This window comes from Streptomyces sp. TN58 (assembly GCF_001941845.1).
Lineage (GTDB): Bacteria > Actinomycetota > Actinomycetes > Streptomycetales > Streptomycetaceae > Streptomyces.
Genome location: NZ_CP018870.1, coordinates 6,270,081 through 6,291,241 on the forward strand (window position 1 = coordinate 6,270,081; position 21,161 = coordinate 6,291,241).

Here is a 21,161-nt window from a genome sequence, read left to right on the forward strand (position 1 = left end):
ATCGAAGCTACGGGCGGCGCCGGCCGCCCGCAAACGATTTACGGCGGGCGGCCGGGATCAGCAGGTGTCGCGCATCAGCTCGGCGAGGCTGTGGTCCATGTCGAGGTAGAGGTGCTCCAGGCCGGGCGGGACGACGGCCGCCGCCCGCTCCAGGAAGCGGTGCAGCTCGGCCGTCAGCATCAGCACGATCGCGACCCCCTCCACCGCGTGGAACTCGATCGTGGTCCGGTCTCCGTCGTACGGCCGGACGCGCACGTCACCGCACCCGGACGGGCGGTCCAGCCCGGCCTCCAGCAGTTCGCGGGAGAACGTCCACGAGACCTCGACGCCCTCCAGGGTGGCCGGCGCCGGGAAGGCCATGCGCACGGCGAACGGATCCGCCCGGTCGTAGCAGAGAGTGACGGGAACGCTCTCGACCTTCGGCGCGGTGGCGACCAGACGGGCCTGCGCGGCCTGCTCGATGACAGTGATCAAGGCTCACTCCCTTGCGGCGGATCTGCTGCCGGACTGTGGGGTGGGCCCGGCAACCCGATAGACGCCGGAATCGGCAAATCCGTGCATGGGCGTTTGAGTGAGCTGTGTCACCGACTGGCCGGAACCCGCCTGTGTGATCGCACAGAGTGACGGGAGGGTGGAAGTGCCCGAAGGTGGGCGGGTGTTCCGGGCGGGGTGCGAGGCGTCGCAGAAGGGCCGGTTGTCGCTCACTCCACCGGCGCAACACATGGTCGGAGGCCCTCTGGACGGCGGATCCGGGGTGCGTTAGCTTCCGGCGCCATGAGGCTTCTGGATGTTGGAATTGGCATGTCCGTGGCAGCTCTGGCGCTCGGGCTGCTCGCCGGCCCCGCACAGGCCGCCCCGGGCCTTGGTGCAAACGCCGCCACGGACCCCGGCGCGCAGGCCCCTGCGGACCCCGGCGCGGAGCAAGGGCCCGGCCAGGGGCACCACTTACGGGCCGCGGGCTGGGCCCTCAAGGAGACCGGGAGGACCGCCCGCTTCCGGGGGCTGTCCGCCGTCAGCCGCAGCACCGCCTGGGTGGCCGGCTCCAAGGGCACCGTCCTGCGTACCCTCGACGGCGGCCGCAGCTGGCAGGACGTCTCCCCGCCCGGCGCGCTCGCGGAGGAGCTGGAACTGCGCGACATCGAGGCGTTCGACGCGCGACGAGCCGTGGCCCTGTCCATCGGCGAGGGCGAGGCCTCCCGGGTGCTGCGCACCGAAGACGGCGGCGCCACCTGGACCGAGACCTTCCGCAACCCCGACCCGCGTGCCTTCTACGACTGCCTCACGTTCTTCGACTCACGGCACGGCCTGGCCATGAGCGATCCGGTGGACGGGAAGTTCCGCATCCTGTCCACGGACGACGGCGGGCGCCACTGGCGGGTGCTGCCCAGCGCGGGCATGCCCGAGGCGCTGCCGGGCGAGGCGGGCTTCGCGGCGAGCGGCCAGTGCCTGGTCAGCTCCGGCCCGCGCGACGTCTGGCTGGCCACCGGCGGCGGGGCGAGCGCGCGGGTCCTGCACTCCGCCGACCGCGGCCGGACCTGGCGGGTCGCCGAGTCCACCGTCCCGGCGGGCGACCCCGCGCGAGGGGTCTTCGCCCTCGCCTTCCGGGACCGTACGAGCGGCCTCGCCGTGGGCGGCGACTACCGCACCGGGGAGGCCTCCCCGCAGGCCGCCGCGGTGTCCTCGGACGGGGGCCGCAGCTGGCGCCAGGCGGCGACACCGCCGCCGGCCTACCGGTCCGGCGCGGCCTGGTACCCGTACAGCCGGGGGACCGCGCTCGCGGTCGGGCCCACGGGCACGGACGTGACCACGGACGGGGGCCGCAACTGGCGGCCGCTGGACGCCGGTTCCTTCGACACGGTCGACTGCGCCGCCGACCGGGGATGCTGGGCGGCGGGGGAGAAGGGCCGGGTGGCACGGCTGGAACGCCGCTGACCGGCGGCCCGCACGGCGGAGAAACGCCACTGCTGGCCGCAGAGCCGCCGCGGTCACGGCACCGGCCCGTGCCGTGACCGCGAAGGCCGACCGGTTCCGGGCGCCGGCCCGCGAGCCGGGCGCGCAGGACCACGCAGCGCGAGCCCAGGGCCGGACGCGCGGGGCCGCTCGTGCCGGATGTCCGGTGCTCCCCACAGTGCGTGCGACAACCAGGTTGACCTCAACGGCACTTGAGGTGTGACGCTGATGCGCATGACCACGGAACCCGCATCCCGCGCGGCGGACATCGAAGCGATCAGCCGGCTCGTCGCCACCGTCGGGCACTCCCAGCAGAACAAGGACGCCGAGGAGTTCCTCGCCCTCTTCCACCCGGACGCGATCTGGACGACGGCCCACGGCAAGGTCCTCATCGGCCTCGACGCGATCGCGGAGTTCACCCGCGAGGTCCTCCCCTCGGCGGACTGGGACGGCAAGGTCACCTACGAGGTGGTCCATGTGCTCTTCATCCGCCCCGACGTCGCGGCGGTCAAGGTCCGTCAGCGGTACCTGGCCTCGGGCGAGGAGAGTGAGGGCGCGCCGCTGTACGTGATCTCGAAGCAGGCCGACGGGCGCTGGCTGCTGACCGCCTGCCAGAACACGGGGGTCGTCACCGCGTAACGAAGCACCACTACACGACCGGGTTCTCCCGGAACGCCGCCAGGTCCGCCGACGTCCTCCACGCGATGAACTCGGTGATGCGGTACTCGCAGACGCCCGCGACCGCGAAGGGGTCCTCGGCCGCGATCCTCTCGGCCTCGGCCCGGGACACCCCCGCCGCCAGGATGAGACCGCCGTCGCGGGGGACCTTGCGTCCCGACGCGAGGAAGACGCCTGAGGCGTAGTAGCCGTCCAGCCAGGCGATGTGGGCGTCCATCAGGTCCTCGACGGCTTCGACGGGCGCGGTGTAGGTGAGCTCCATGACGAACATGATCCGAAGGCTACTCTCGCTCACCATGACGAGTGTGAAGACCCCCGCCGACGAGGCCGAGGCCCGGGCGATACAGGACGAACTACGCCACCGTGTCGTGCTCACCGAGCACGGACCCCCGCCCGGGCAGGGGTTCGTGACGGGAGTCGACGTCGCCTACGACGACACCCGCGACCTGGTGGCCGCCGCGGCCGTGGTGCTCGACGCCGCCACCCTGGCGGTCGTCGAGGAGGCCACCGCCGTCGGCCGCGTCAGCTTCCCCTACGTCCCCGGCCTGCTCGCCTTCCGCGAGCTGCCGACCGTGCTGGCCGCCCTCGACGCCCTGACCGTCCCGCCGGGCCTGGTGGTCTGCGACGGCTACGGCCTCGCCCACCCCCGCGGCTTCGGCCTCGCCTGCCACCTCGGCGTGGTCACCGGCCTCCCCTCCATCGGCGTCGCGAAGAACCCGTTCACCTTCTCCTACGAGGAGCCGGGCACCCGGCGGGGTGACGCGACCGCGCTGCTCGCCGCCGACGGGGCCGAGGTCGGACGGGCGCTGCGGACGCAGGACCGGACCAAGCCCGTGTACGTGTCCGTCGGGCACAAGGTGTCGCTCGACAACGCCTGCGCGCACGTCCTGGCGCTGAGCCCCCGCTTCCGGATCCCGGAGACCACCCGCCACGCCGACTCCCTGTGCCGCAGGGCGCTGCGCAAGGCCTCCTGAGCGGTCGGATCCGTGCCGGGCGGATCCGTGCCGGGCTGTGCGCCGGCGGGGTCCGCCGGCGGGCGTCGGCCACGGCCATCAGCGGGCGTCGGCCACCCTGAAGGTGATCCCCGCCTTCTGCAGGCGGTAAATCAGGGCGTCGCCCATCGCCACCGCCGTCGTCACCTGCCCGGCGGACTCCGGCAGGGCGTCATGCGCCAGGCAGAGCGCCGACTCCGCCAGCATCTTCGCGGTCTCCCCGTAGCCGGGATCACCGCCCGACACCTCGGTGAGCACGCGCCGGCCGCCGCCCTCGCCCACGAACCGCACCGTGAACCAGCTGCGCGCACGCCGCTCGGCGTCCGGCCCCCGGCCCGGCTCCCAGCGGTTCATCAGCCACCGCCTGGCCGGAGGCACCTGGGCCAGGGCCGCCGTCGCGCCCACCGCCGCCGCACCGCCCAACGCGACGGGCAGATGCTTGACCGAGGCGTAGTGCCGGTAGCGGAAGTCCGGGCCGTAGCGCTCCAGCGCGGCCGCCGACCGGGTCACGATCCGCGGGTCCAGGGAGGGCAGCGGCAGCGCCCACGTGCCCGTCTCGCGGCTGAACCGCGGTGCGCCGAGCGGCCCGCGGGCCCGCCGCTTCAACAGTCGGGGCTCGTGCAGTCGGCGGGCGCGACCGGCTGCCAGGGTCTGGGGGCCGCGGCCCAGCGCGGTCAGCGCCGAGGCCAGGGTGCCGCCGGAGAAGAACGCGTTGGACCGCATGAACCCGTCGACGGCCAGCGGCACCCCCTCCGGCAGCTGCCGGACCGTGAAGTACGCGCCGAGGTCGGCCGGGATGGAGTCGAAGCCGCAGGCGTGCACCAGCCGGGCCCCGGTCTCGCGGGCCCGCGCGTCGTGCTCCACGAACATCCGGTCCACGAACTCCGGCTCGCCGGTGAGGTCGACGTAGTCGGTGCCCGCCTCGGCGCAGGCGGCGACGAGCTCGGCCCCGTACCAGACGTAGGGGCCCACGGTCGTCGCCAGCACCCGGGTGGCCGACGCCAGTTCGCGGACGGCCGCCGCGTCCTGGGCGTCCGCCCGCAGCAGCGGCAGCGTCGCGCACGCGGGGTCGATCGCGGCCAGCCGCTCGCGCAGCCGCTCCAGCTTCGCGAGGTCCCGGCCGGCGAGGGCCCAGCGGCAGCCGGCGGGCGCGTGCTCGGCGAGGTACTCGGCCGTCAGCGCGCCGACGAACCCGGTGGCGCCGAAGAGGACGACGTCGTAGGCGCGTTCCGGACGGTCCTGCGGGACCCCTGCGTTCATGCGAGCTCCTTTGGGTGGGTGTCGGCGGCCGAGGCCGGGGCGTGGTGCGAATGTAGCGTCGCCGCCACGATGACGGCGCCCCGGGAACGGCCGTGCGGCCGCGCCCGGGGCGCCGTGGTGTCCACCTGCCGGTGGATCAGCCCTCCTGGTAGAGGCCGAAGAGGTCGACGATGAGGTCGATGTCGTCCCAGCCGCGGTTCCAGAGGTCGATGATGCCGTTGTCGCCGGTGCTCGCCTGGACCAGGTTCGGGACGGTGGCGCCCTTCGTCCAGTTCAGGTTGGAGGAGTCCGGCGGCGTCGGCCAGTCGGCGACCTCGTTGATGTAGTCGTCCATCGTGTTCGGGTCCGGGGTGACCGTGAGGTGGCCGTCGCCCTCGGTGTTGGTGACCGTGGAGTTCAGTACGAAGCCCGTGATGCTCGGCATGTCGTAGGACATCGGCATGTAGATGTAGCTCTGGCCCCACAGCTTCCCGTACACCGGGTCCTTGGGGTCACGGGTGTCGACCAGGCGCTCCGGCGAGAGCGGCAGGAAGGCGCTCTTGCTGTCGGTGCTGTAGAAGCCGACGACGTCGACGACGACGTCGGTGCCCGCCCAGGCGCCGTTGAAGACGCTGATCTTGCCGTCCTGGCCGACGGGGACGATGACCGAGTTGGCGATGGTCTGGCCCGCGGTGAAGTTCAGGTTCGACGCGGTCGGGGTGGCGCTGCCGCCCGGGAAGACCGACAGGTGGCCGGCCTCCTTCGGGTTGGTGACCGTCACGTTCAGCGCGACGGCGCTGATGCCCTGGGGCACGCCGCGCAGGCCGCTGATCTGGGTGGAGAAGGTCTTGCGGCCGCCGAGCTGGCCCAGCGCCGTGCCGAGGCCCTTGCGGGTGTCGACGAAACGGGCCGGGGTGATCGGGGTGTAACCGCTGGAGGCGGTCTTGGAGAAGAAGCCGGTGACGTCGGCGATCAGGTCGACCGGCATGCCGCCGCGGTTGGCGATCTCCACGTAGCCGTTCTTGCCGACCGGCACGATGACCAGGTTCGGGACGCTCTGACCGGCCTTGTAGTTGACGTTCGACGTGGTCGGACGCTGCGTGCCCTCGGGGAAGGCCGTGATGTGGCCGTCGGAGGAGGTGTTGGTGACCGTGACGTTGAGGACCACGGCGGTGACGCCGGCCGGGATCCCGCCGTTGCCGCCGACCTTCACGCGGGTGGAGCTGTACGGCTGGACCATGCCCTGCAGCGCGCCGGTGCCGTTGCGGGTGTCCAGCAGACGGGTCGGTGCGTACGGGGTGAAGTCCGAGCCGTCGGTGACGAACACGACCTCGTTGACGGCCGAGAGGTTGTTCGCGGCGTCGGTCACGGTGACCTTGACCGTGTACGAGCCGACCTCGGCGTAGGTGTGGGCGGTGGTGCGGGCGTCGGAGCCGTAGGCGTCAAAGACGTCCTGCTTGCCGTCGCCCCACTCGATGGTGACCTTGAGCGCGGTGTACTCACTCGTGACGGTGGTGTCCACCTCGGTGCCGTGCGCCGACGTGCCGTAGGCGGTCACGCCCACCGCGAGGTCCGCGTTGGCGTTGACGGACTGCACCTGCGGGGCGGCGGCCGCGCCGGTCTTGGCCGACGGCAGGGGCTTGCGGACCGTGCGGTCCGCGGGGCTGGTGAAGGCGTGGCCCTTGGCCTTGGCGTCCTTGCCCAGCTCCAGGTCCGGCTTCGCGGTGCCGCGCGCGTCCGGCGTGGCCGGGTCGGCCTGGGCCACGCCCGGGATGAGGCCAACGCCCGCCGCGATGGCGGCAGCGGAGATTACAAGACGGCGACGACGCACCGATCCCCCATTTATCTGATTGAAAGCTTGATCAGCTCGAAAGCGTGTTCAGAGTACAGAGTCGCTGGGCGGTCCATCAGGGGGGTGGCCTGCGAATCTCGTGGCGGTTCCGAGAAGCCGGATGCGCCAAAGCCGGCCGATCCGGCGGGAGCCCGGCCAGGGGGCTTGTGCTCGGTGGAACACGTTCCTAGCATCACCGGTGTTACATCAGTTGTGTCACACAGTCGCGCACCAGGCGCACCAGGCGCACCAGGCGCACCAGGCGCATGAGGCACGCGCGGCACAGCAGGCACCACACCGATGACGCTGGGGGCTCGATGGCAGTGACAGGGAACGGGACCGGGACCCCGACCGGCAACGCCCCCGGCAGCGGCGACGGCACCGGACCGGCCGGCGCCCGAGGCCCGCTCGCCGGCCTCCGCGTCGTCGAGCTGGCCGGCATCGGCCCGGGCCCGTTCGCCGCCATGCTCCTCGCCGACCTGGGAGCGGACGTCGTACGAGTGGACCGGCCCGGCGGCGGCGGGCTCGCGGTGGACCCCGCCCACGACATCACCAACCGCGGCAAGCGCTCCGTCCTCCTCGACCTCAAGTCCGCCGACGGCCCCGTCCGCGTCCTGGACCTCGTCGAGCGCGCCGACGTCCTGATCGAGGGCTTCCGCCCCGGCGTCGCGGAACGGCTCGGCGTCGGCCCGGCCGACTGCCACGCGCGCAATCCCCGCCTCGTCTACGGCCGGATGACCGGCTGGGGCCAGGAGGGCCCGCTCGCGCACACCGCGGGCCACGACATCGCCTACATCGCCGTCACCGGCGCCCTCGGCATGATCGGGGACCCGGGCAAGCCCCCGGCGGTCCCCGCCAACCTGGTCGGGGACTACGCGGGCGGCTCGCTCTACCTGGTGATCGGCGTCCTCGCCGCCCTCCAGCACGCCCGGGCCACCGGCACCGGCCAGGTCGTCGACGCGGCCATCGTCGACGGCACGGCCCACCTCACCGCCATGATCCACGGCATGATGTCGGCGGGCGGCTGGCAGGACCGGCGCGGCGCCAACCTCCTCGACGGCGGCTGCCCGTTCTACGGCACCTACGAGACCTCCGACGGCGGGTACATGGCGGTCGGCGCGCTGGAGCAGCAGTTCTACGACACCTTCACCGAGCTCCTCGGCATCGCCGGCCGGGCTCCGGCCCGCAAGGACATCGCCCGCTGGGGCGAGCTGCGCGAGGCCGTCGCCGCCCGCTTCCGCACCCGTACGCGCGAGGAGTGGACGGCGGTCTTCGAGGGGACCGACGCCTGCGTGGCACCCGTGCTCTCCCTGCGCGAGGCCCCCGGCCACCCCCACCTCGCCGCCCGGGGCACCTTCACCGACATCGGCGGGACCGTGCAGCCCGCCCCCGCGCCGCGGTTCTCCGCGACCCCGGCCGCCGTGACCGGCGGGCCGGCCCTGCCGGGTGCGCACACCGAGTCGGTGGCCGCCGACTGGGACGTACCGGCCCTGCTCCCGAAAGAGGCCTGATGGAACTGTCGATGATGCTGGACTACGCCGGCGACCCGCGGCGGGCCGCCGACGAGGCGGCCGCGCTGGAGTCCGCCGGCCTCGACGCCGTGTGGGTGGCCGAAGCCTGGGGCTTCGACTCCCCGACGATCATGGGTTACCTCGCCGCACGCACCGAGCGCCTGCGGATCGGCTCGGCGATCATGAACGTCTACTCGCGGACCCCCGGCCTCATCGCGCAGACGGCCGCAGGGCTGGACGCCCTCTCGGGCGGCCGGGCGCTGCTCGGCCTCGGCGCCTCCGGACCGCAGGTCGTCGAGGGCTGGCACGGGAAGCCGTACGACAAGCCGCTCGGCCGGACCCGCGAGACCGTCGAGCTGTGCCGGAGCATCTGGCGCCGCGAGACGATCGACCACCACGGCATCACGGACATGCCGCTGCCCCCGGAGAAGGGCGGCCGGCACGGCAAGCCCCTGAAGATCCTCACCCGGCCGGTGCGCGACGCCATCCCCGTCTACATCGCCTCCCTCGGCCCGGCGAACGTGCGGCTGACCGCCGAGATCGCGGACGGCTGGCTGCCCACGCTCTTCCTCCCGGAGAAGGCCGCCGGCGTGTGGGGCGGCCCGCTCGCCGAGGGCGCGGCGAAACGCGCCCCGGAACTGGGCCCGCTCCAGACCGTCGCGGGCGGCCTGCTCGCCATCGGCGAGGACGCGGCCGCCGTCCGCGAACGCGCCCGCCCGCAGATCGCGCTGTACGTCGGCGGCATGGGCGCGGTCGGCAAGAACTTCTACAACGACCTCGCCGTCGCCTACGGCTACGGGGACGCGGCCCGCCGGATCCAGGAGCTCTACCTCGCCGGACGCACGCGCGACGCGGCCGCCGCCGTACCGGACGAGTTCTGCGAGCTGATGACCCTGTGCGGGCCCGAGGGGTACGTACGCGAGCGTGTCGAGGCCTTCCGCGAGGCCGGGGTCACCATGCTCAACGTCACACCCGTCGGCCCCGAGCCGGCCCGCCTGATCGAAACCGTCAAGAACTGGCTTTGAGGAGCCCTCCCGATGAAGCGCCTGATCTTCGACGCCGACCACGAGGCGTTCCGCGAGTCCGTCCGCACCTTCCTCGCCAAGGAGGTGCTGCCGCACTACGAGCAGTGGGAGAAGGACGGCATCGTCAGCCGCGAGGCGTGGCGGGCCGCCGGCCGCCAGGGTCTGCTCGGGCTCGCCGTGCCGGAGGAGTACGGGGGCGGCGGCAACACCGACTTCCGCTACGCCGCCGTGATCGCCGAGGAGTTCACCCGGGCGGGCGCCCCCGGGCTCGCCATCGGCCTGCACAACGACATCATCGGGCCGTACCTGACCTCGCTGGCCACCGAGGAGCAGAAGCGCCGATGGCTGCCCGGCTTCTGCTCCGGCGAGACCGTCACGGCCATAGCGATGACCGAGCCCGGCGCGGGCTCCGACCTCCAGGGGATCCGGACCACGGCCGAGGACCGCGGCGACCACTGGGTGCTGAACGGCTCCAAGACCTTCATCTCCAACGGCATCCTCGCCGACCTGGTGATCGTGGTGGCGAAGACGACGCCCGAGGGCGGGGCGCACGGCCTGTCGCTGCTGGTCGTCGAGCGCGGCGCGGAGGGCTTCGAGCGCGGCCGCAACCTCGACAAGATCGGCCAGAAGGCGCAGGACACCGCCGAGCTGTTCTTCCACGACGTGCGGGTCCCGAAGGAGAACCTGCTCGGCGAGCTGAACGGCGCCTTCGTCCACCTGATGACCAATCTGGCACAGGAGCGGCTGGGCATCGCGATGGCCGGAATCGCCGCCGCCGAACACCTGCTGGAGATCACCACCCGGTACGTGAAGGAGCGCGAGGCCTTCGGGCGTCCGCTGTCCAAGCTCCAGCACATCCGGTTCGAGATCGCGGAGATGGCGACCGAGGTCGCCGTAACCCGCACCTTCCTCGACCGGTGCATCACCGACCACGCCGACGGCGAGCTGGACCACGTCCACGCCTCGATGGCCAAGTGGTGGGCCACGGAACTGCAGAAGCGGGTGGCGGACCGCTGTCTGCAACTGCACGGCGGCTACGGCTACATGACCGAGTACCGGGTGGCGCGGGCCTTCACCGACGGCCGTATCCAGACGATCTACGGCGGCACGACCGAGATCATGAAGGAGATCATCGGCCGGTCCCTCCTCAGCTGACCCCCGTCCCACCCGCGGCCCCGCCGAGGACCTGCAGGAACCCCAGGGCCTTCAGGACCTCCCAGGACCTTCCAGGACTTCCCCGGACCCTCCAGCACACCGAAAGGCTTGACCAGTGAGCACCGAAGCTTACGTATACGACGCGATCCGCACCCCGCGCGGCCGCGGCAAGGCCAATGGCTCCCTGCACGGCACCAAGCCGATCGACCTCGTCGTCGGACTCATCGACGCCCTGCGCGAGCGCAACCCCGGCCTCGACCCCGCCACCATCGACGACATCGTGCTCGGCGTCGTCGGCCCGGTCGGCGACCAGGGCTCCGACATCGCCCGTATCGCCGCCATCGCGGCCGGGCTCCCGGACACGGTGGCCGGCGTACAGGAGAACCGGTTCTGCGCATCGGGTCTGGAGGCCGTCAACCTGGCCGCCGCGAAGGTCCGTTCCGGCTGGGAGGACCTGGTCCTGGCGGGTGGCGTGGAGTCCATGTCCCGCGTACCGATGGCCTCGGACGGCGGCGCCTGGTTCGCCGACCCGATGACCAACTGGGACACGGGCTTCGTCCCGCAGGGCATCGGCGCCGACCTGATCGCCACCGTCGAGGGCTTCTCCCGGCGCGACGTCGACGAGTACGCGGCCCTCTCCCAGGAGCGCGCCGCCGCCGCGATCAAGGACGGCCGCTTCGCGAAGTCCGTCGTCCCGGTCACCGACCGCAACGGCCTGGTCGTCCTGGACCACGACGAGTTCGTCCGCCCCGGCACCACCGCCGACACCCTCGCCAAGCTGAAGCCGTCCTTCGCGGACATCGGCGAGCTCGGCGGCTTCGACGCCGTCGCCCTCCAGAAGTACCACTGGATCGAGAAGATCGACCACGTCCACCACGCGGGCAACTCCTCCGGCATCGTCGACGGCGCCTCGCTCGTCGCCATCGGCTCCCGCGAGGCGGGCGAGCGCAACGGGCTGGCGCCCCGCGCCCGGATCGTCTCGGCGGCCGTCTCCGGCTCCGAGCCCACCATCATGCTCACCGGCCCCGCCCCGGCCACCCGCAAGGCCCTCGCCAAGGCCGGCCTCACCATCGACGACATCGACCTCGTCGAGATCAACGAGGCCTTCGCCGGCGTCGTCCTGCGCTTCGTCAAGGACATGGGCCTGTCCCTCGACAAGGTCAACGTCAACGGCGGCGCCATCGCGCTGGGCCACCCGCTCGGCGCCACCGGCGCGATGATCCTCGGCACGGTCGTCGACGAGCTGGAGCGCCAGGACAAGCGCTACGGCCTGGTCACCCTCTGCGTCGGCGGCGGCATGGGCGTCGCCACCATCGTCGAACGCCTCTGAACCGTCCTGTATCCCCCGACCCCTCCGACACGGAAGTAGCGAACATGAGCGAGTCCACCACGATCCGCTGGGAACAGGACGAGACCGGCGTCGTCACCCTGGTCCTCGACGACCCGGGCCAGTCCGCCAACACGATGAACCAGGCCTTCAAGGACTCCATCGCGGCGATCGCCGACCGCGCCGAGGCCGAGAAGGACTCCATCCGCGGCATCATCTACACCTCCGCGAAGAAGACCTTCTTCGCGGGCGGCGACCTCAAGGACATGATCCGGCTGCGCCCCGAGCACGCGCAGCTCGCCTTCGACACCGGCACCGAGATCAAGCGGTCCCTGCGCCGCATCGAAACCCTCGGCAAGCCCGTCGTCGCCGCCATCAACGGCGCGGCCCTGGGAGGGGGTTACGAGATCGCCCTCGCCTCCCACCACCGCGTCGCCCTCGACGCGCCCGGCTCCAAGATCGGCCTGCCCGAGGTCACCCTCGGCCTCCTCCCGGCGGGCGGCGGCGTCACCCGCACCGTACGCCTCATGGGCATCGCCGACGCACTGCTCAAGGTCCTGCTCCAGGGCACCCAGTACACCCCGCAGCGCGCCCTGGACAACGGCCTGGTGCACGAACTGGCCGCGACGCCCGAGGAGATGCTGGGCAAGGCCCGCGCCTTCATCGACGCCCACCCCGAGTCGCAGCAGCCCTGGGACGTACCCGGCTACAAGATCCCCGGCGGTACGCCGTCCAACCCGCGCTTCGCCGCGAACCTCCCGGCCTTCCCGGCCAACCTGAAGAAGCAGCTGAACGGTGCCCCGTACCCGGCCCCGCGCAACATCCTGGCCTGCGCCGTCGAGGGCTCCCAGGTCGACTTCGAGACCGCGCTGACCATCGAGGCCCGCTACTTCACCGAGCTGGTCACCGGACAGACCGCCAAGAACATGATCCAGGCGTTCTTCTTCGACCTCCAGGCCGTCAACGCCGGCCGCAGCCGCCCCCAGGGCGTCGAGCCGCGGCAGGTCCGCAAGGTCGCCGTCCTCGGCGCCGGCATGATGGGCGCCGGCATCGCCTACTCCTGCGCCCGCGCCGGCATCGAGGTGGTCCTCAAGGACGTCACCGCCGAGGCCGCCGCGAAGGGCAAGGCGTACTCCGAGAAGCTGCTCGACAAGGCGCTCTCCCGCGGCCGGACCACCGAGGCGAAGCGCGCGGAACTGCTCGCCCGGATCACCCCGACCGCCGAGGTGGCCGACCTCGCGGGCTGCGACGCGGTCATCGAGGCCGTGTTCGAGGACACCGCCCTCAAGCACAAGGTGTTCCAGGAGATCCAGGACGTCATCGCGCCCGACGCGCTCCTGTGCTCCAACACCTCGACCCTGCCCATCACCGGGCTCGCCGAAGGCGTGAAGCGGCCCGCCGACTTCATCGGACTGCACTTCTTCTCGCCCGTCGACAAGATGCCGCTCGTCGAGATCATCAAGGGCGCGCAGACCGGCGACGAGGCCATCGCCCGCGCCTTCGACCTGGTCCGCCAGATCAACAAGACCCCGATCGTGGTCAACGACTCCCGCGGCTTCTTCACCTCGCGCGTCATCGGCCAGTTCATCAACGAGGGCGTCGCGATGGTCGGCGAGGGCATCGAGCCCGCCTCCATCGAGCAGGCCGCCGCCCAGGCCGGCTACCCGGCCAAGGTGCTCTCCCTGATGGACGAGCTGACCCTGACCCTGCCGCGCAAGATCCGCAACGAGAGCCGCAAGGCCGTGGAGGCGGAGGGCGGGACGTGGACCGAGCACCCCGCCGACACCGTCATCGACCGCATGGTGGACGAGTTCGGCCGCCCCGGCCGCAGCGGCGGCGCCGGCTTCTACGAGTACGACGAGTCCGGCAAGCGCGCCGGCATCTGGCCGGGCCTGCGCGAGCACTTCGCCAAGCCGGACCGGCGACCGGGCCACGAGGTGCCCTTCGAGGACATGAAGGAGCGCATGCTCTTCTCCGAGGCCCTGGACACCGTCCGCTGCCTCGACGAGGGCGTCCTCACCTCGGTCGCCGACGCCAACATCGGCTCCATCATGGGCATCGGCTTCCCGGCCTGGACCGGCGGCGTGATCCAGTACGTCAACGGCTACGAGGGCGGCCTCACCGGCTTCGTGGCCCGCGCCCGCGAGCTCGCGGAGAAGTACGGCGAGCGGTTCACCCCGCCGGCCTCCCTGGTGGAGAAGGCCGAGCGCGGCGAGACCTACGCGGACTGATCCGGTACGGACGAACCCGGGCCCGCAGCGCGGGCCCGGGGCCGCTCCGCGTGCCGGTGTCCTGCGGGCCGGTGTCCCTGCGAGCCCGGGTACGGTCTGGCCTGGGTCAGTGCTCGCTCGGGGCCAGGTGGGCGAACGCCCCGCGCTGCCGGGTGCCGTCCGGGTCGGACCAGCCGGCCAGCACCCGTCCCGCCGCGCCGTCACCCTCGGCCGTGGGCCCCGGGCGGAGCACCCGGCACAGGGCCAGTGTCGACAGCGGGCCCTCCTGCGCCGACGGACCCACGGTGACGAGGCTCGTGTCGTCGGTGTCCGTCACCGTCCCCGCGCCGGTCGGGCCCTGCGGCACCCCGGACCCCTCGCCGCGGACCTCGACCGTCGGGTCGGGGACGTCGCTGGCGTTCTGGTCCTGGGCCGTGGTGGCGCCCGCCAGCAGCGCGAGCAACTGCTCGACCAGCACCACGTCGTGGACCCCGTCGTAGATCCAGCGCCGGCCGAGGACGCCGTGCTCCGAGGTGCCGATCAGGCCGTCCGCGGCGGACTCCAGGGGCGCCCCGCGATAGGTCAACGGGACCTGGTACGTCACGGGGGAGTCCCCGGAGGTGTCGGTGACCACCATGAACTCGATGCCGACCTCGCCCTCGGGGTCGTCGAGCCGGAAACCGCCGGCCTTGCCGAGCCGCGGTGCGTCCCCGCCCCGGTACCAGGGCCTCGACGGCAACCAGGCGGCGATCAGTTCGAGCTTTCCGGGCGACATGGTGGTGCGGTGAATGACTGCCATGCGCCGTGAAGCTACCCGACGCGGCCGGACCTCTCGACTCCGGATCACTCCTCGCCGGAGGCGAACGCCGCCCGCAGCTCCTCCCGCAGCGACCGCTGGAAGGCCGTCACCAGCGCCTGCACCACCATCGGCTGCATGTGCGCCGACAGCGCCTTCATCGACTCCACCCGCTCCGGGTCGCTCTCGCCCTCCGTGAACGGCCCCCACACCTCGTCCCGGAACAGCGCCGTCAGCTGCTGTGCCGCCGACCGGGTGTGCTCCAGCAGCACCCCGCGCGCCGCCAGGATGGTCTCGTGCGCGATCGGCACGTCGAGCAGGGCGACCCCGAGCCGCAGCAGTCCCACGTCCACCCGGAACCCGCCCCCCGAGGCGGCCAGCACGTTCATCGCCGTCAGGCGCCGCACATCGGTGTCCGACAGGCTGCGCCCCGCCCGCTTCTCCAGCTCCTCCCGCGACACCTCCCGGGCCGCGTCCGGGGACCAACTGGCCACCATCGCCCGGTGGATCGCCAGATCGTGCGCGCTCAGGTCGTCCGGCAGCGCGTCCAGATACCGCTCGATGGCGGACAGGGTCATCCCCTGGTGCTGCAGCTCCTCGATCAGGGCCATCCGCGACAGGTGCTCCGGCCCGTAGTGCCCCACCCGACGAGGACCGATCACGGGAGGGGGCAAAAGCCCGCGGGTGCTGTAGAACCGTACCGTGCGCACGGTGACGCCCGCCCGGGCCGCCAGCTCGTCGACGGTGAGCCCCGGCTCGGGTGCCTGGTCGGCCATCGTCTGCGCCTCGCTCTCTGCTCCACAGCTTGGGTTCAACAGTATTGCTGTCGCACCAACGATGTGAAACGGCCAGGAGCTGCCCATGACCACGAACCTGCGACTGCCCGGACGACCCGAGGAGATCACCTTCTCCGCCCTGCTGGCCCGCAACGCCGCCGAGTACGGGGACCTTCCCGCCCTCTCCTGGCGAGCCGGCCCGGACGCCGCCGACTGGACGACCCTGACCTGGAGCGAAGTCCGCCACCGGGTCGCCGTCCTCGCCGCCGGCTACACGGCCCTCGGCGTCCGGCGGGGCGAGCACGTCCTGCTGATGATGGGCAACCGCCCCGAGCACTGGCTCAGCGACCTCGCCCTCTTCCACCTCGGAGCCGTCCCCGTCACCGTGTACGGGACCTCCGCGCCCGAGCAGATCGCGCACATCGCCCGCCACAGCCGGGCCCGGGTCGCCGTCGTCGAGGGCGCCCGCGAACTCGCCCGGTGGGAGCCGCTGCTGGCCGCCGCCGACGTCCCCCTGGAGCGCCTCGTCGTCGCCGAGGCCGCCGACGCAGGCCGGCACGGCACGTACGCCTCCCTGTACGCGAGCGGCGCACGGATCCACCGCGCCGACGCCTTCGACAAGGCCTGGCAGGAGACCCGCCCCGAGGACCCGCTCACCGTCGTCTACACCTCGGGCACCACCGGCGACCCCAAGGGCGTACGCCTGACCCACCGCAACCTGATCCTCCAGGCGGTCCGCCTCGACCGGCGCGTGGACCTGCCCGAGCACGCGGCGCACATCTGCTACCTGCCCTTCGCGCACATCGCCGAGCGGGTCCTCGGCATCTACCTGCCCCTGCTGCGGGCCTCCCACGTCATGCTGTGCGCCGATCCCGCCGCCGTGTCGGCGGCCGTCCGCGAACTGCGCCCGGTGCAGTTCTTCGGGGTGCCCCGGGTGTGGGAGAAGCTCGCCGCCTCCGTCCGCGCGGTCCTCGCGCAGCTCCCCGAGGAGCAGCGCAACGCCATCGAGGAGGCGGGCGACCTCGCCCGCGCCCGGGCCGGCCACCACGAGCGGGGGGAGGAGGTGCCCGCCGCGCTCGAAGCCTCGTACGCGGCGGCGAAGGAACGGACGCTGGACCCGCTGCTGCGGCTCGCGGGCATGGACCGGCTGGCGTGGACGGCCAGCGCCACCGCGCCGATGCCCATCGACGTGGTCCGCTTCTGGGCCGGCTGGGGCATCACGATCATGGACGCCTGGGGGCTCACCGAGACGGCCGGGGTGTGCACGCTCAACAGCGCCGACGGCTTCCGGCTGGGCTCGGTCGGCCGGCCGATCGAGGGGGTGGAGCTGAGGATCGCCGAGGACGGGGAGGTGTTCACGCGCGGGGCGACCGTCTTCGGCGGCTACCTGCGGCCGGACGGCTCGGTGGAGAACGCCTGCGACCCAGAGGGCTGGTTCCCCACGGGGGACGTCGGCCGGATCGACGAGGACGGCTTCCTGTGGATCACCGACCGCAAGAAGGAGCTGATCATCACCTCCACCGGGAAGAACGTCTCGCCCGCGCTGGTGGAGAACACGGTCAAGGAGCACCCGCTGATCGGCCAGGCGCTGGTGCACGGCGACGGACGCTCCTACCTCGTCGCCCTGCTCGTCCTGGACGCGGAGCTGGCCCCGGTCTGGGCGGCCGCCCGGGGCATCGAGGCCGCCTCCCCGCGCGAACTCGCCGGGCACCCCGCCGTCCGGGAGGAGATCGCCCGCGCGGTCGAGGCGGCCAACGCCCGGCTCAACCGGACCGAGCAGATCAAGCGCTACCAGGTGCTGACCGAGGAGTGGAGCCCCGAGAGCGGTGAACTCACCCCCTCCCTCAAACTCCGCCGCCGCGTCGTCCGCGACAAGTACGGCGCCCTGATCGACGCCCTCTACGAGGACGCGCACGACGCGCACTGACCCCCACGCCCCGGCCGGCGGGCCCACCCGCCCCCGGCCGGGGAGCGGGTGGGTCAGCGGCCTATCAGGGGGTAGTGGTCGGAGAGGTTGGTGTAGGTGTAGGAGGTGCCCCAGCTGGAGACCGTCCAGGGGGCCGACTCCTCCTTGACCACGTTGTTCTCCCAGCCCGCCGGGCGGGCGTTGCCCCGGCGGTAGAGGACGTAGTCCAGGTCCTCGCGCGGGTCCGTCGGGTAGCGGTCCTTCGCTATCGAGTTCAGCGCGGTGTCGAAGGAGTACGGGTGGCCCGTGCGCGTGTCGGAGTCGGCCAGGTCGGCGTTGGCGAGCAGGCTCGCGTACTCGGGGGTGCGCGAGTCGACGTTGAGGTCGCCCGCCAGGATGACCTGCTCGTTCGCCGGGATGTTCTTGCCGTCCAGGAAGGCGTCGACGGCCCGGAACTGACGGGCGCGCATCTGCGCCGCCTCACCCGCGCCGCAGCCCGGGTCGGTGGACTGCGCGTGCGTGCCGACGACGTGCACCTTCGTGCCGTTCACGTTCAGCACCACGTAGGCGAAGCCCTTGTTGGACCACCAGTCGGCGCCGCAGGCGTCCTTGTAGACGAACTGCTCCTTGCGCACGATCGGCCACTTGCTGAGGACCGTCACGCCGCCGTCCTCCGGGGTGGTGGCGGAGTAGGCACCGCCCGTGGCGTCCCAGCCGGACTTGCTGCGGCCGACGACCGGGGTCTGGTAGGGGTACTGCGCTGCGGAGTTGGCCTTCAGCGCGTCCGACGAGCTGTTGTCGAAGGCCTCCTGGAGCACGACCACGTCGTGGCCCTGGTAGAAGGAGGTCCTGGGGATCTGCGCGGCCCGGTGGTCCTGGCCCCAGTTCGGATAGAGGTTCTTGCTCATCAGGAAAACGTTGTACGACAGGACGCTCAGCCGCGGGGCGGCGGCGTTCTCCGCGGCCGTGGCGCCGGGCGCGGTGGTGGCGGCCAGGGCGCCTGCGGCGACCGCGGCGACGGCCGTGGCGGCGGCACGGCGGCGCGAGCGGGTCGTGGAAAGCAGCATGGAGGTCTCCGTCATTCCTGCGGGGGAAGAGCGACGCCGACATACAAGCAGCAGCAGTTACCTCTGGGTAACACCTGTGCAGCGACTTTCTGTCCGTGAGACGGCCGTCCGGTGCTCGCATACTTGTCATATGACGAAGACGGACTCGGCTCACCCCGCCGGACCTGCGCACACGCGCCGCACCGACCCCGCTCCGCCGCCGCCGGGCGGCGTGCTGTGGACCATCGCCGGCGACGTCCGCGCGCTGCTGATGCTGCCCGCCGCCTTCACCATGCAGGTCGCGCACCCGGCCATCGCGGCGGGCGTCGACGAGTACTCCGTCTTCCGCACCGACCCGTGGGGCCGCGGTGAGCGGTCCCTGCGCTCGGTCCAGCTGTGGGTGTACGGCGGTGAGGCGGCTGCCGAGGAGGGCCGCCGGGTCCGCCGCCTGCACAAGGACATCCAGGGCACCGACACCCGCGGCCGCCGCTACCACTCCCTCGACCCCGACTGCTACGCCTGGGTACACGCCACCGGCTTCCCGGTCTACCTGTACGCCGGGCGCTACCTGCTGCGCCGCTTCACCCCCGCCCAGGAGCAGCAGCTCTACCGGGAATGGCTCCAGGTCGGCCGGATCCTCGGCCTGCGCGACCGGGACATGCCGCAGACCATCGAGGAGTACTGGACCTACTGGGGCCGGATGCTGGCCGAGGAGATCGAGCCGACCGCGGTCGCCCGCGAGCTGGTGGCCACCGACGTGCCGCTGCCCCGGCCCGAGGGCGGCCCGCTCCCCGTACGGCTGCTGCTGCGGCTGACCTGGCCGGTGCTGCGGGCGGCTTTCCTGCGGCTGCGGGCCTTCGTCACCGCCGGGTACATGCCGCCCGAGGCGCGTGCCGTGATCGGGCTGGAGTGGAGCCCGGCGCAGGAGCGCCGGCTGCGGCGCTTCAGCGCCGTCGTACGGCTCCTCGTACCGCTGCTGCCGGAGCGGCTGCGCTACCTGCCGATCGCGTACCGGGCGCGGGCCGAGTGGCACGCGGGGCGCCGCTGACGACCCCGGCCCCGGACCGCACGCGGCCCCCCGCCGAAAACGGGGGCCGGGTGCGGGGTCCGGGTCCCGCGCGGACTCAGTGCCGGTGGCCCGGACCGGAGCCGTGCCCGGTGTCGCGCCCGGTGTCGTGGACGGCGTTGGTCTCCGCGATCTTCTTCCAGGACTTCGGCTCGGCGGCGGGCTTCACCGGCGCGGACCGATCCGGCGCGGACTGCCCCGAGCGGGCCGCCGGCTTCGCGGCCGCCGGGTTCAGCGCCGAGGCCTCGGGCTTGCCCGCGGTGTAGAGCCAGGTCTCGAACAGCTGGGCCAGGGGCTTGCCGGAGACCTTCTCGGCGTACCGTACGAAGTCCCCCACCTCGGCGTTGCCGTAGGCCCGCTCGGTCGGCCAGCCCTTGAGGATCCGGAAGAACTTCTCGTCGCCGATCTCGTTGCGCAGCGCCTGCAGGGCGATGGCGCCGCGGTCGTAGACCGCCCCGTGGAACTGGTTCTCCGGGCCGGGGTCACCCGGCTTGACCTGCCAGAAGGCGTCCTCCGCCGGGCGCAGGGAGTAGGCCCAGTCGGCGAGCTCCTGTGCGGTGCCCTCGCCTTCCTTCTCCGACCACAGCCACTGGCTGTAGCGGGCGAAGCCCTCGTTGATCCAGATGTCCTTCCAGCCCTCCACGGACACGCTGTCGCCGTACCACTGGTGCGCCAGCTCGTGCACGACCACCGAGACGTTCGCGCCGTTCTGGAACTGGCGCGGACCGTAGAACGGCCGGGTCTGGGTCTCCAGGGCGAAGCCGGCGCTCACGTTCGGCACGTAGCCGCCCAGCGCGTTGAAGGGGTACGGCCCGAAGACCCCCTCCAGCCACTCGGTGACCTCGCCGGTCCGCTCCACGCTCGCGCGCGCCGCGCCCGCGTTGTCGCCGAGGTCCTTGCTGTACGCGTTGACGATCGGCAGCCCGCTTGCCGTCGTGTCGGTGGTGATGTCGAACCTGCCTACGGCGAGCGTGGCGAGGTAGGTGGCCTGCGGCTTGTTGGAGCGCCAGTTGTACCGGGTCCAGCCGAGCCGCGAGGTCTGCGACTGCAGCACGCCGTTGCTGATGGCCTGGGTGCCGTCGGGCACGTTGACCGAGACGTCGAAGGTGGCCTTGTCCAGCGGGTGGTCGTTGCTGGGGAACCACCACACGGCCGAGTCGGGCTCCTGCGCCGCCACACCGCCGTCGGGGGTGCGGTGCCAGGCCGTCCAGCCGTCGATTTTCAGCTCCGACGGCTTGCCCGCGTACGTGACGACGACGGTCAGCGGAGCGTTGCGCGCCAGCGGCTTCGCCGGGGTGACCTCCACCTCGTGCGCGCCGGACGTGGCGAACTTCGCCTTGGCGCCGTTGACCCGGATCTCGCTGACCTTCAGGCCGAAGTCGAGGTTGAAACGGGACAGGTCCTGCTTGGCGGTGGCGATCAGCGTCGCGGTGCCCTCCAGCAGGTCCGTCGCCGGCTGGTACTTCAGGCGCAGGTCGTAGTGCGACACGTCGTATCCGCCGTTGCCGCTGGCCGGGTAGTAGGGATCGCCGATACCCGGGGCGCCCGGACCTGAACTCGCCGCCGACGCCGGGATCACCAGCAGAAGGGAAGCGGCGAGCACGCTCGGGACGATGACTTTGCGGTGCACGAATGACTCCAAGTGGTAGGGGA

General features: G+C 72.3%; 18 protein-coding genes. 10 read left to right on the top strand and 8 right to left on the bottom strand.

The genetic code is table 11. The features are described from left to right. Positions 1-57: 57 nt before the first annotated feature. The gene (locus tag BSL84_RS28260; protein WP_030027748.1) at positions 58-474 is read right to left on the bottom strand and encodes an SsgA family sporulation/cell division regulator; all 417 of its coding nucleotides are present in this window, start codon (positions 472-474) and stop codon (positions 58-60) included. Positions 475-801: 327 nt separating this feature from the next. On the opposite strand from BSL84_RS28260, the gene BSL84_RS28265 reads away from it, so the two are divergent. Together BSL84_RS28265 and BSL84_RS28270 are read left to right on the top strand one after the other, a co-directional pair. Continuing rightward, complete coding sequence (locus tag BSL84_RS28265) at positions 802-1,932, top strand: oxidoreductase (protein WP_324616555.1); 1,131 nt, start codon at positions 802-804, stop codon at positions 1,930-1,932. A gap of 252 nt (positions 1,933-2,184) precedes the next feature. After that, entirely contained in the window at positions 2,185-2,589 is a 405-nt protein-coding gene (locus BSL84_RS28270) for an SgcJ/EcaC family oxidoreductase (RefSeq protein ID WP_075972275.1), read from the top strand. Positions 2,590-2,599: 10 nt separating this feature from the next. Here BSL84_RS28270 and BSL84_RS28275 read toward each other — a convergent pair whose 3' ends face one another. Next, on the bottom strand, positions 2,600-2,899 hold the full coding sequence (locus BSL84_RS28275; protein WP_075971437.1) for a YciI family protein: 300 nt from the start codon (positions 2,897-2,899) through the stop codon (positions 2,600-2,602). 25 nt (positions 2,900-2,924) lie between these two features. Here BSL84_RS28275 and BSL84_RS28280 point away from each other — a divergent pair, with 25 nt between their 5' ends. Next, on the top strand, positions 2,925-3,602 hold the full coding sequence (locus BSL84_RS28280; RefSeq protein ID WP_075971438.1) for an endonuclease V: 678 nt from the start codon (positions 2,925-2,927) through the stop codon (positions 3,600-3,602). Positions 3,603-3,680: 78 nt separating this feature from the next. Here BSL84_RS28280 and BSL84_RS28285 read toward each other — a convergent pair whose 3' ends face one another. Together BSL84_RS28285 and BSL84_RS28290 are read right to left on the bottom strand one after the other, a co-directional pair. Beyond that, on the bottom strand, positions 3,681-4,880 hold the full coding sequence (locus BSL84_RS28285) for a saccharopine dehydrogenase family protein (RefSeq protein WP_075971439.1): 1,200 nt from the start codon (positions 4,878-4,880) through the stop codon (positions 3,681-3,683). A 136-nt stretch (positions 4,881-5,016) separates the two neighbouring features. Beyond that, positions 5,017-6,624: a PKD domain-containing protein gene (locus BSL84_RS28290; RefSeq protein ID WP_075971440.1), complete on the bottom strand. Its 1,608-nt coding sequence runs from the start codon at positions 6,622-6,624 to the stop codon at positions 5,017-5,019. Between the two features lie 383 nt (positions 6,625-7,007). Here BSL84_RS28290 and BSL84_RS28295 point away from each other — a divergent pair, with 383 nt between their 5' ends. The 5 genes from BSL84_RS28295 (at position 7,008) to BSL84_RS28315 (ending at position 13,939) form a co-directional block, all read left to right on the top strand. After that, entirely contained in the window at positions 7,008-8,201 is a 1,194-nt protein-coding gene (locus BSL84_RS28295) for a CaiB/BaiF CoA transferase family protein (RefSeq protein WP_079273323.1), read from the top strand. Continuing rightward, complete coding sequence (locus tag BSL84_RS28300) at positions 8,201-9,226, top strand: LLM class F420-dependent oxidoreductase (RefSeq protein WP_030029567.1); 1,026 nt, start codon at positions 8,201-8,203, stop codon at positions 9,224-9,226. The genes BSL84_RS28295 and BSL84_RS28300 overlap by 1 nt, the downstream gene beginning before the upstream one ends. Positions 9,227-9,238: 12 nt before the next feature. Next, the gene (locus BSL84_RS28305) at positions 9,239-10,381 is read left to right on the top strand and encodes an acyl-CoA dehydrogenase family protein (RefSeq protein WP_075971441.1); all 1,143 of its coding nucleotides are present in this window, start codon (positions 9,239-9,241) and stop codon (positions 10,379-10,381) included. 115 nt (positions 10,382-10,496) lie between these two features. Further along, positions 10,497-11,711 (top strand): acetyl-CoA C-acetyltransferase, encoded by a 1,215-nt coding sequence (locus tag BSL84_RS28310; RefSeq protein WP_030029564.1) that lies wholly within the window; start codon positions 10,497-10,499, stop codon positions 11,709-11,711. Between the two features lie 44 nt (positions 11,712-11,755). Then, positions 11,756-13,939, top strand: coding sequence for a 3-hydroxyacyl-CoA dehydrogenase NAD-binding domain-containing protein (locus BSL84_RS28315; protein WP_075971442.1), 2,184 nt, complete (start codon positions 11,756-11,758; stop codon positions 13,937-13,939). 106 nt (positions 13,940-14,045) lie between these two features. On the opposite strand, the gene BSL84_RS28320 is transcribed toward BSL84_RS28315, so the two are convergent. After that, complete coding sequence (locus BSL84_RS28320; protein ID WP_075971443.1) at positions 14,046-14,717, bottom strand: maltokinase N-terminal cap-like domain-containing protein; 672 nt, start codon at positions 14,715-14,717, stop codon at positions 14,046-14,048. A gap of 44 nt (positions 14,718-14,761) precedes the next feature. Then, on the bottom strand, positions 14,762-15,490 hold the full coding sequence (locus BSL84_RS28325) for a MerR family transcriptional regulator (protein ID WP_075971444.1): 729 nt from the start codon (positions 15,488-15,490) through the stop codon (positions 14,762-14,764). Positions 15,491-15,575: 85 nt separating this feature from the next. Between BSL84_RS28325 and BSL84_RS28330 the strand changes: the two genes are divergently transcribed. Next, positions 15,576-17,417: an AMP-dependent synthetase/ligase gene (locus tag BSL84_RS28330; RefSeq protein ID WP_075971445.1), complete on the top strand. Its 1,842-nt coding sequence runs from the start codon at positions 15,576-15,578 to the stop codon at positions 17,415-17,417. Positions 17,418-17,470: 53 nt separating this feature from the next. Here the strand turns inward: BSL84_RS28330 and sph are convergent, their stop codons facing one another. Beyond that, on the bottom strand, positions 17,471-18,463 hold the full coding sequence (sph, locus tag BSL84_RS28335; RefSeq protein WP_045322644.1) for a sphingomyelin phosphodiesterase: 993 nt from the start codon (positions 18,461-18,463) through the stop codon (positions 17,471-17,473). A gap of 130 nt (positions 18,464-18,593) precedes the next feature. Between sph and BSL84_RS28340 the strand changes: the two genes are divergently transcribed. Further along, positions 18,594-19,490, top strand: a complete 897-nt coding sequence (locus BSL84_RS28340; RefSeq protein ID WP_075971446.1) for an oxygenase MpaB family protein — start codon at positions 18,594-18,596, stop codon at positions 19,488-19,490. 76 nt (positions 19,491-19,566) lie between these two features. Here the strand turns inward: BSL84_RS28340 and BSL84_RS28345 are convergent, their stop codons facing one another. Then, complete coding sequence (locus BSL84_RS28345; RefSeq protein WP_075971447.1) at positions 19,567-21,138, bottom strand: M1 family metallopeptidase; 1,572 nt, start codon at positions 21,136-21,138, stop codon at positions 19,567-19,569. Between the last annotated feature and the right edge of the window lie 23 nt (positions 21,139-21,161).

Excerpts from the sequence above, each read along its gene's own strand:
- BSL84_RS28265 (WP_324616555.1), top strand. The coding sequence starts at position 802 with ATGTCCGTGGCAGCTCTGGCGCTCGGGCTGCTCGCCGGCCCCGCACAG.
- BSL84_RS28270 (WP_075972275.1), top strand. The coding sequence starts at position 2,185 with ATGACCACGGAACCCGCATCCCGCGCGGCGGACATCGAAGCGATCAGC.
- BSL84_RS28275 (WP_075971437.1), bottom strand. The coding sequence starts at position 2,899 with ATGTTCGTCATGGAGCTCACCTACACCGCGCCCGTCGAAGCCGTCGAG.
- BSL84_RS28280 (WP_075971438.1), top strand. The coding sequence starts at position 2,925 with ATGACGAGTGTGAAGACCCCCGCCGACGAGGCCGAGGCCCGGGCGATA.
- BSL84_RS28285 (WP_075971439.1), bottom strand. The coding sequence starts at position 4,880 with ATGAACGCAGGGGTCCCGCAGGACCGTCCGGAACGCGCCTACGACGTC.
- BSL84_RS28295 (WP_079273323.1), top strand. The coding sequence starts at position 7,008 with ATGGCAGTGACAGGGAACGGGACCGGGACCCCGACCGGCAACGCCCCC.
- BSL84_RS28300 (WP_030029567.1), top strand. The coding sequence starts at position 8,201 with ATGGAACTGTCGATGATGCTGGACTACGCCGGCGACCCGCGGCGGGCC.
- BSL84_RS28305 (WP_075971441.1), top strand. The coding sequence starts at position 9,239 with ATGAAGCGCCTGATCTTCGACGCCGACCACGAGGCGTTCCGCGAGTCC.
- BSL84_RS28315 (WP_075971442.1), top strand. The coding sequence starts at position 11,756 with ATGAGCGAGTCCACCACGATCCGCTGGGAACAGGACGAGACCGGCGTC.
- BSL84_RS28320 (WP_075971443.1), bottom strand. The coding sequence starts at position 14,717 with ATGGCAGTCATTCACCGCACCACCATGTCGCCCGGAAAGCTCGAACTG.
- BSL84_RS28325 (WP_075971444.1), bottom strand. The coding sequence starts at position 15,490 with ATGGCCGACCAGGCACCCGAGCCGGGGCTCACCGTCGACGAGCTGGCG.
- BSL84_RS28330 (WP_075971445.1), top strand. The coding sequence starts at position 15,576 with ATGACCACGAACCTGCGACTGCCCGGACGACCCGAGGAGATCACCTTC.
- sph (WP_045322644.1), bottom strand. The coding sequence starts at position 18,463 with ATGCTGCTTTCCACGACCCGCTCGCGCCGCCGTGCCGCCGCCACGGCC.
- BSL84_RS28340 (WP_075971446.1), top strand. The coding sequence starts at position 18,594 with ATGACGAAGACGGACTCGGCTCACCCCGCCGGACCTGCGCACACGCGC.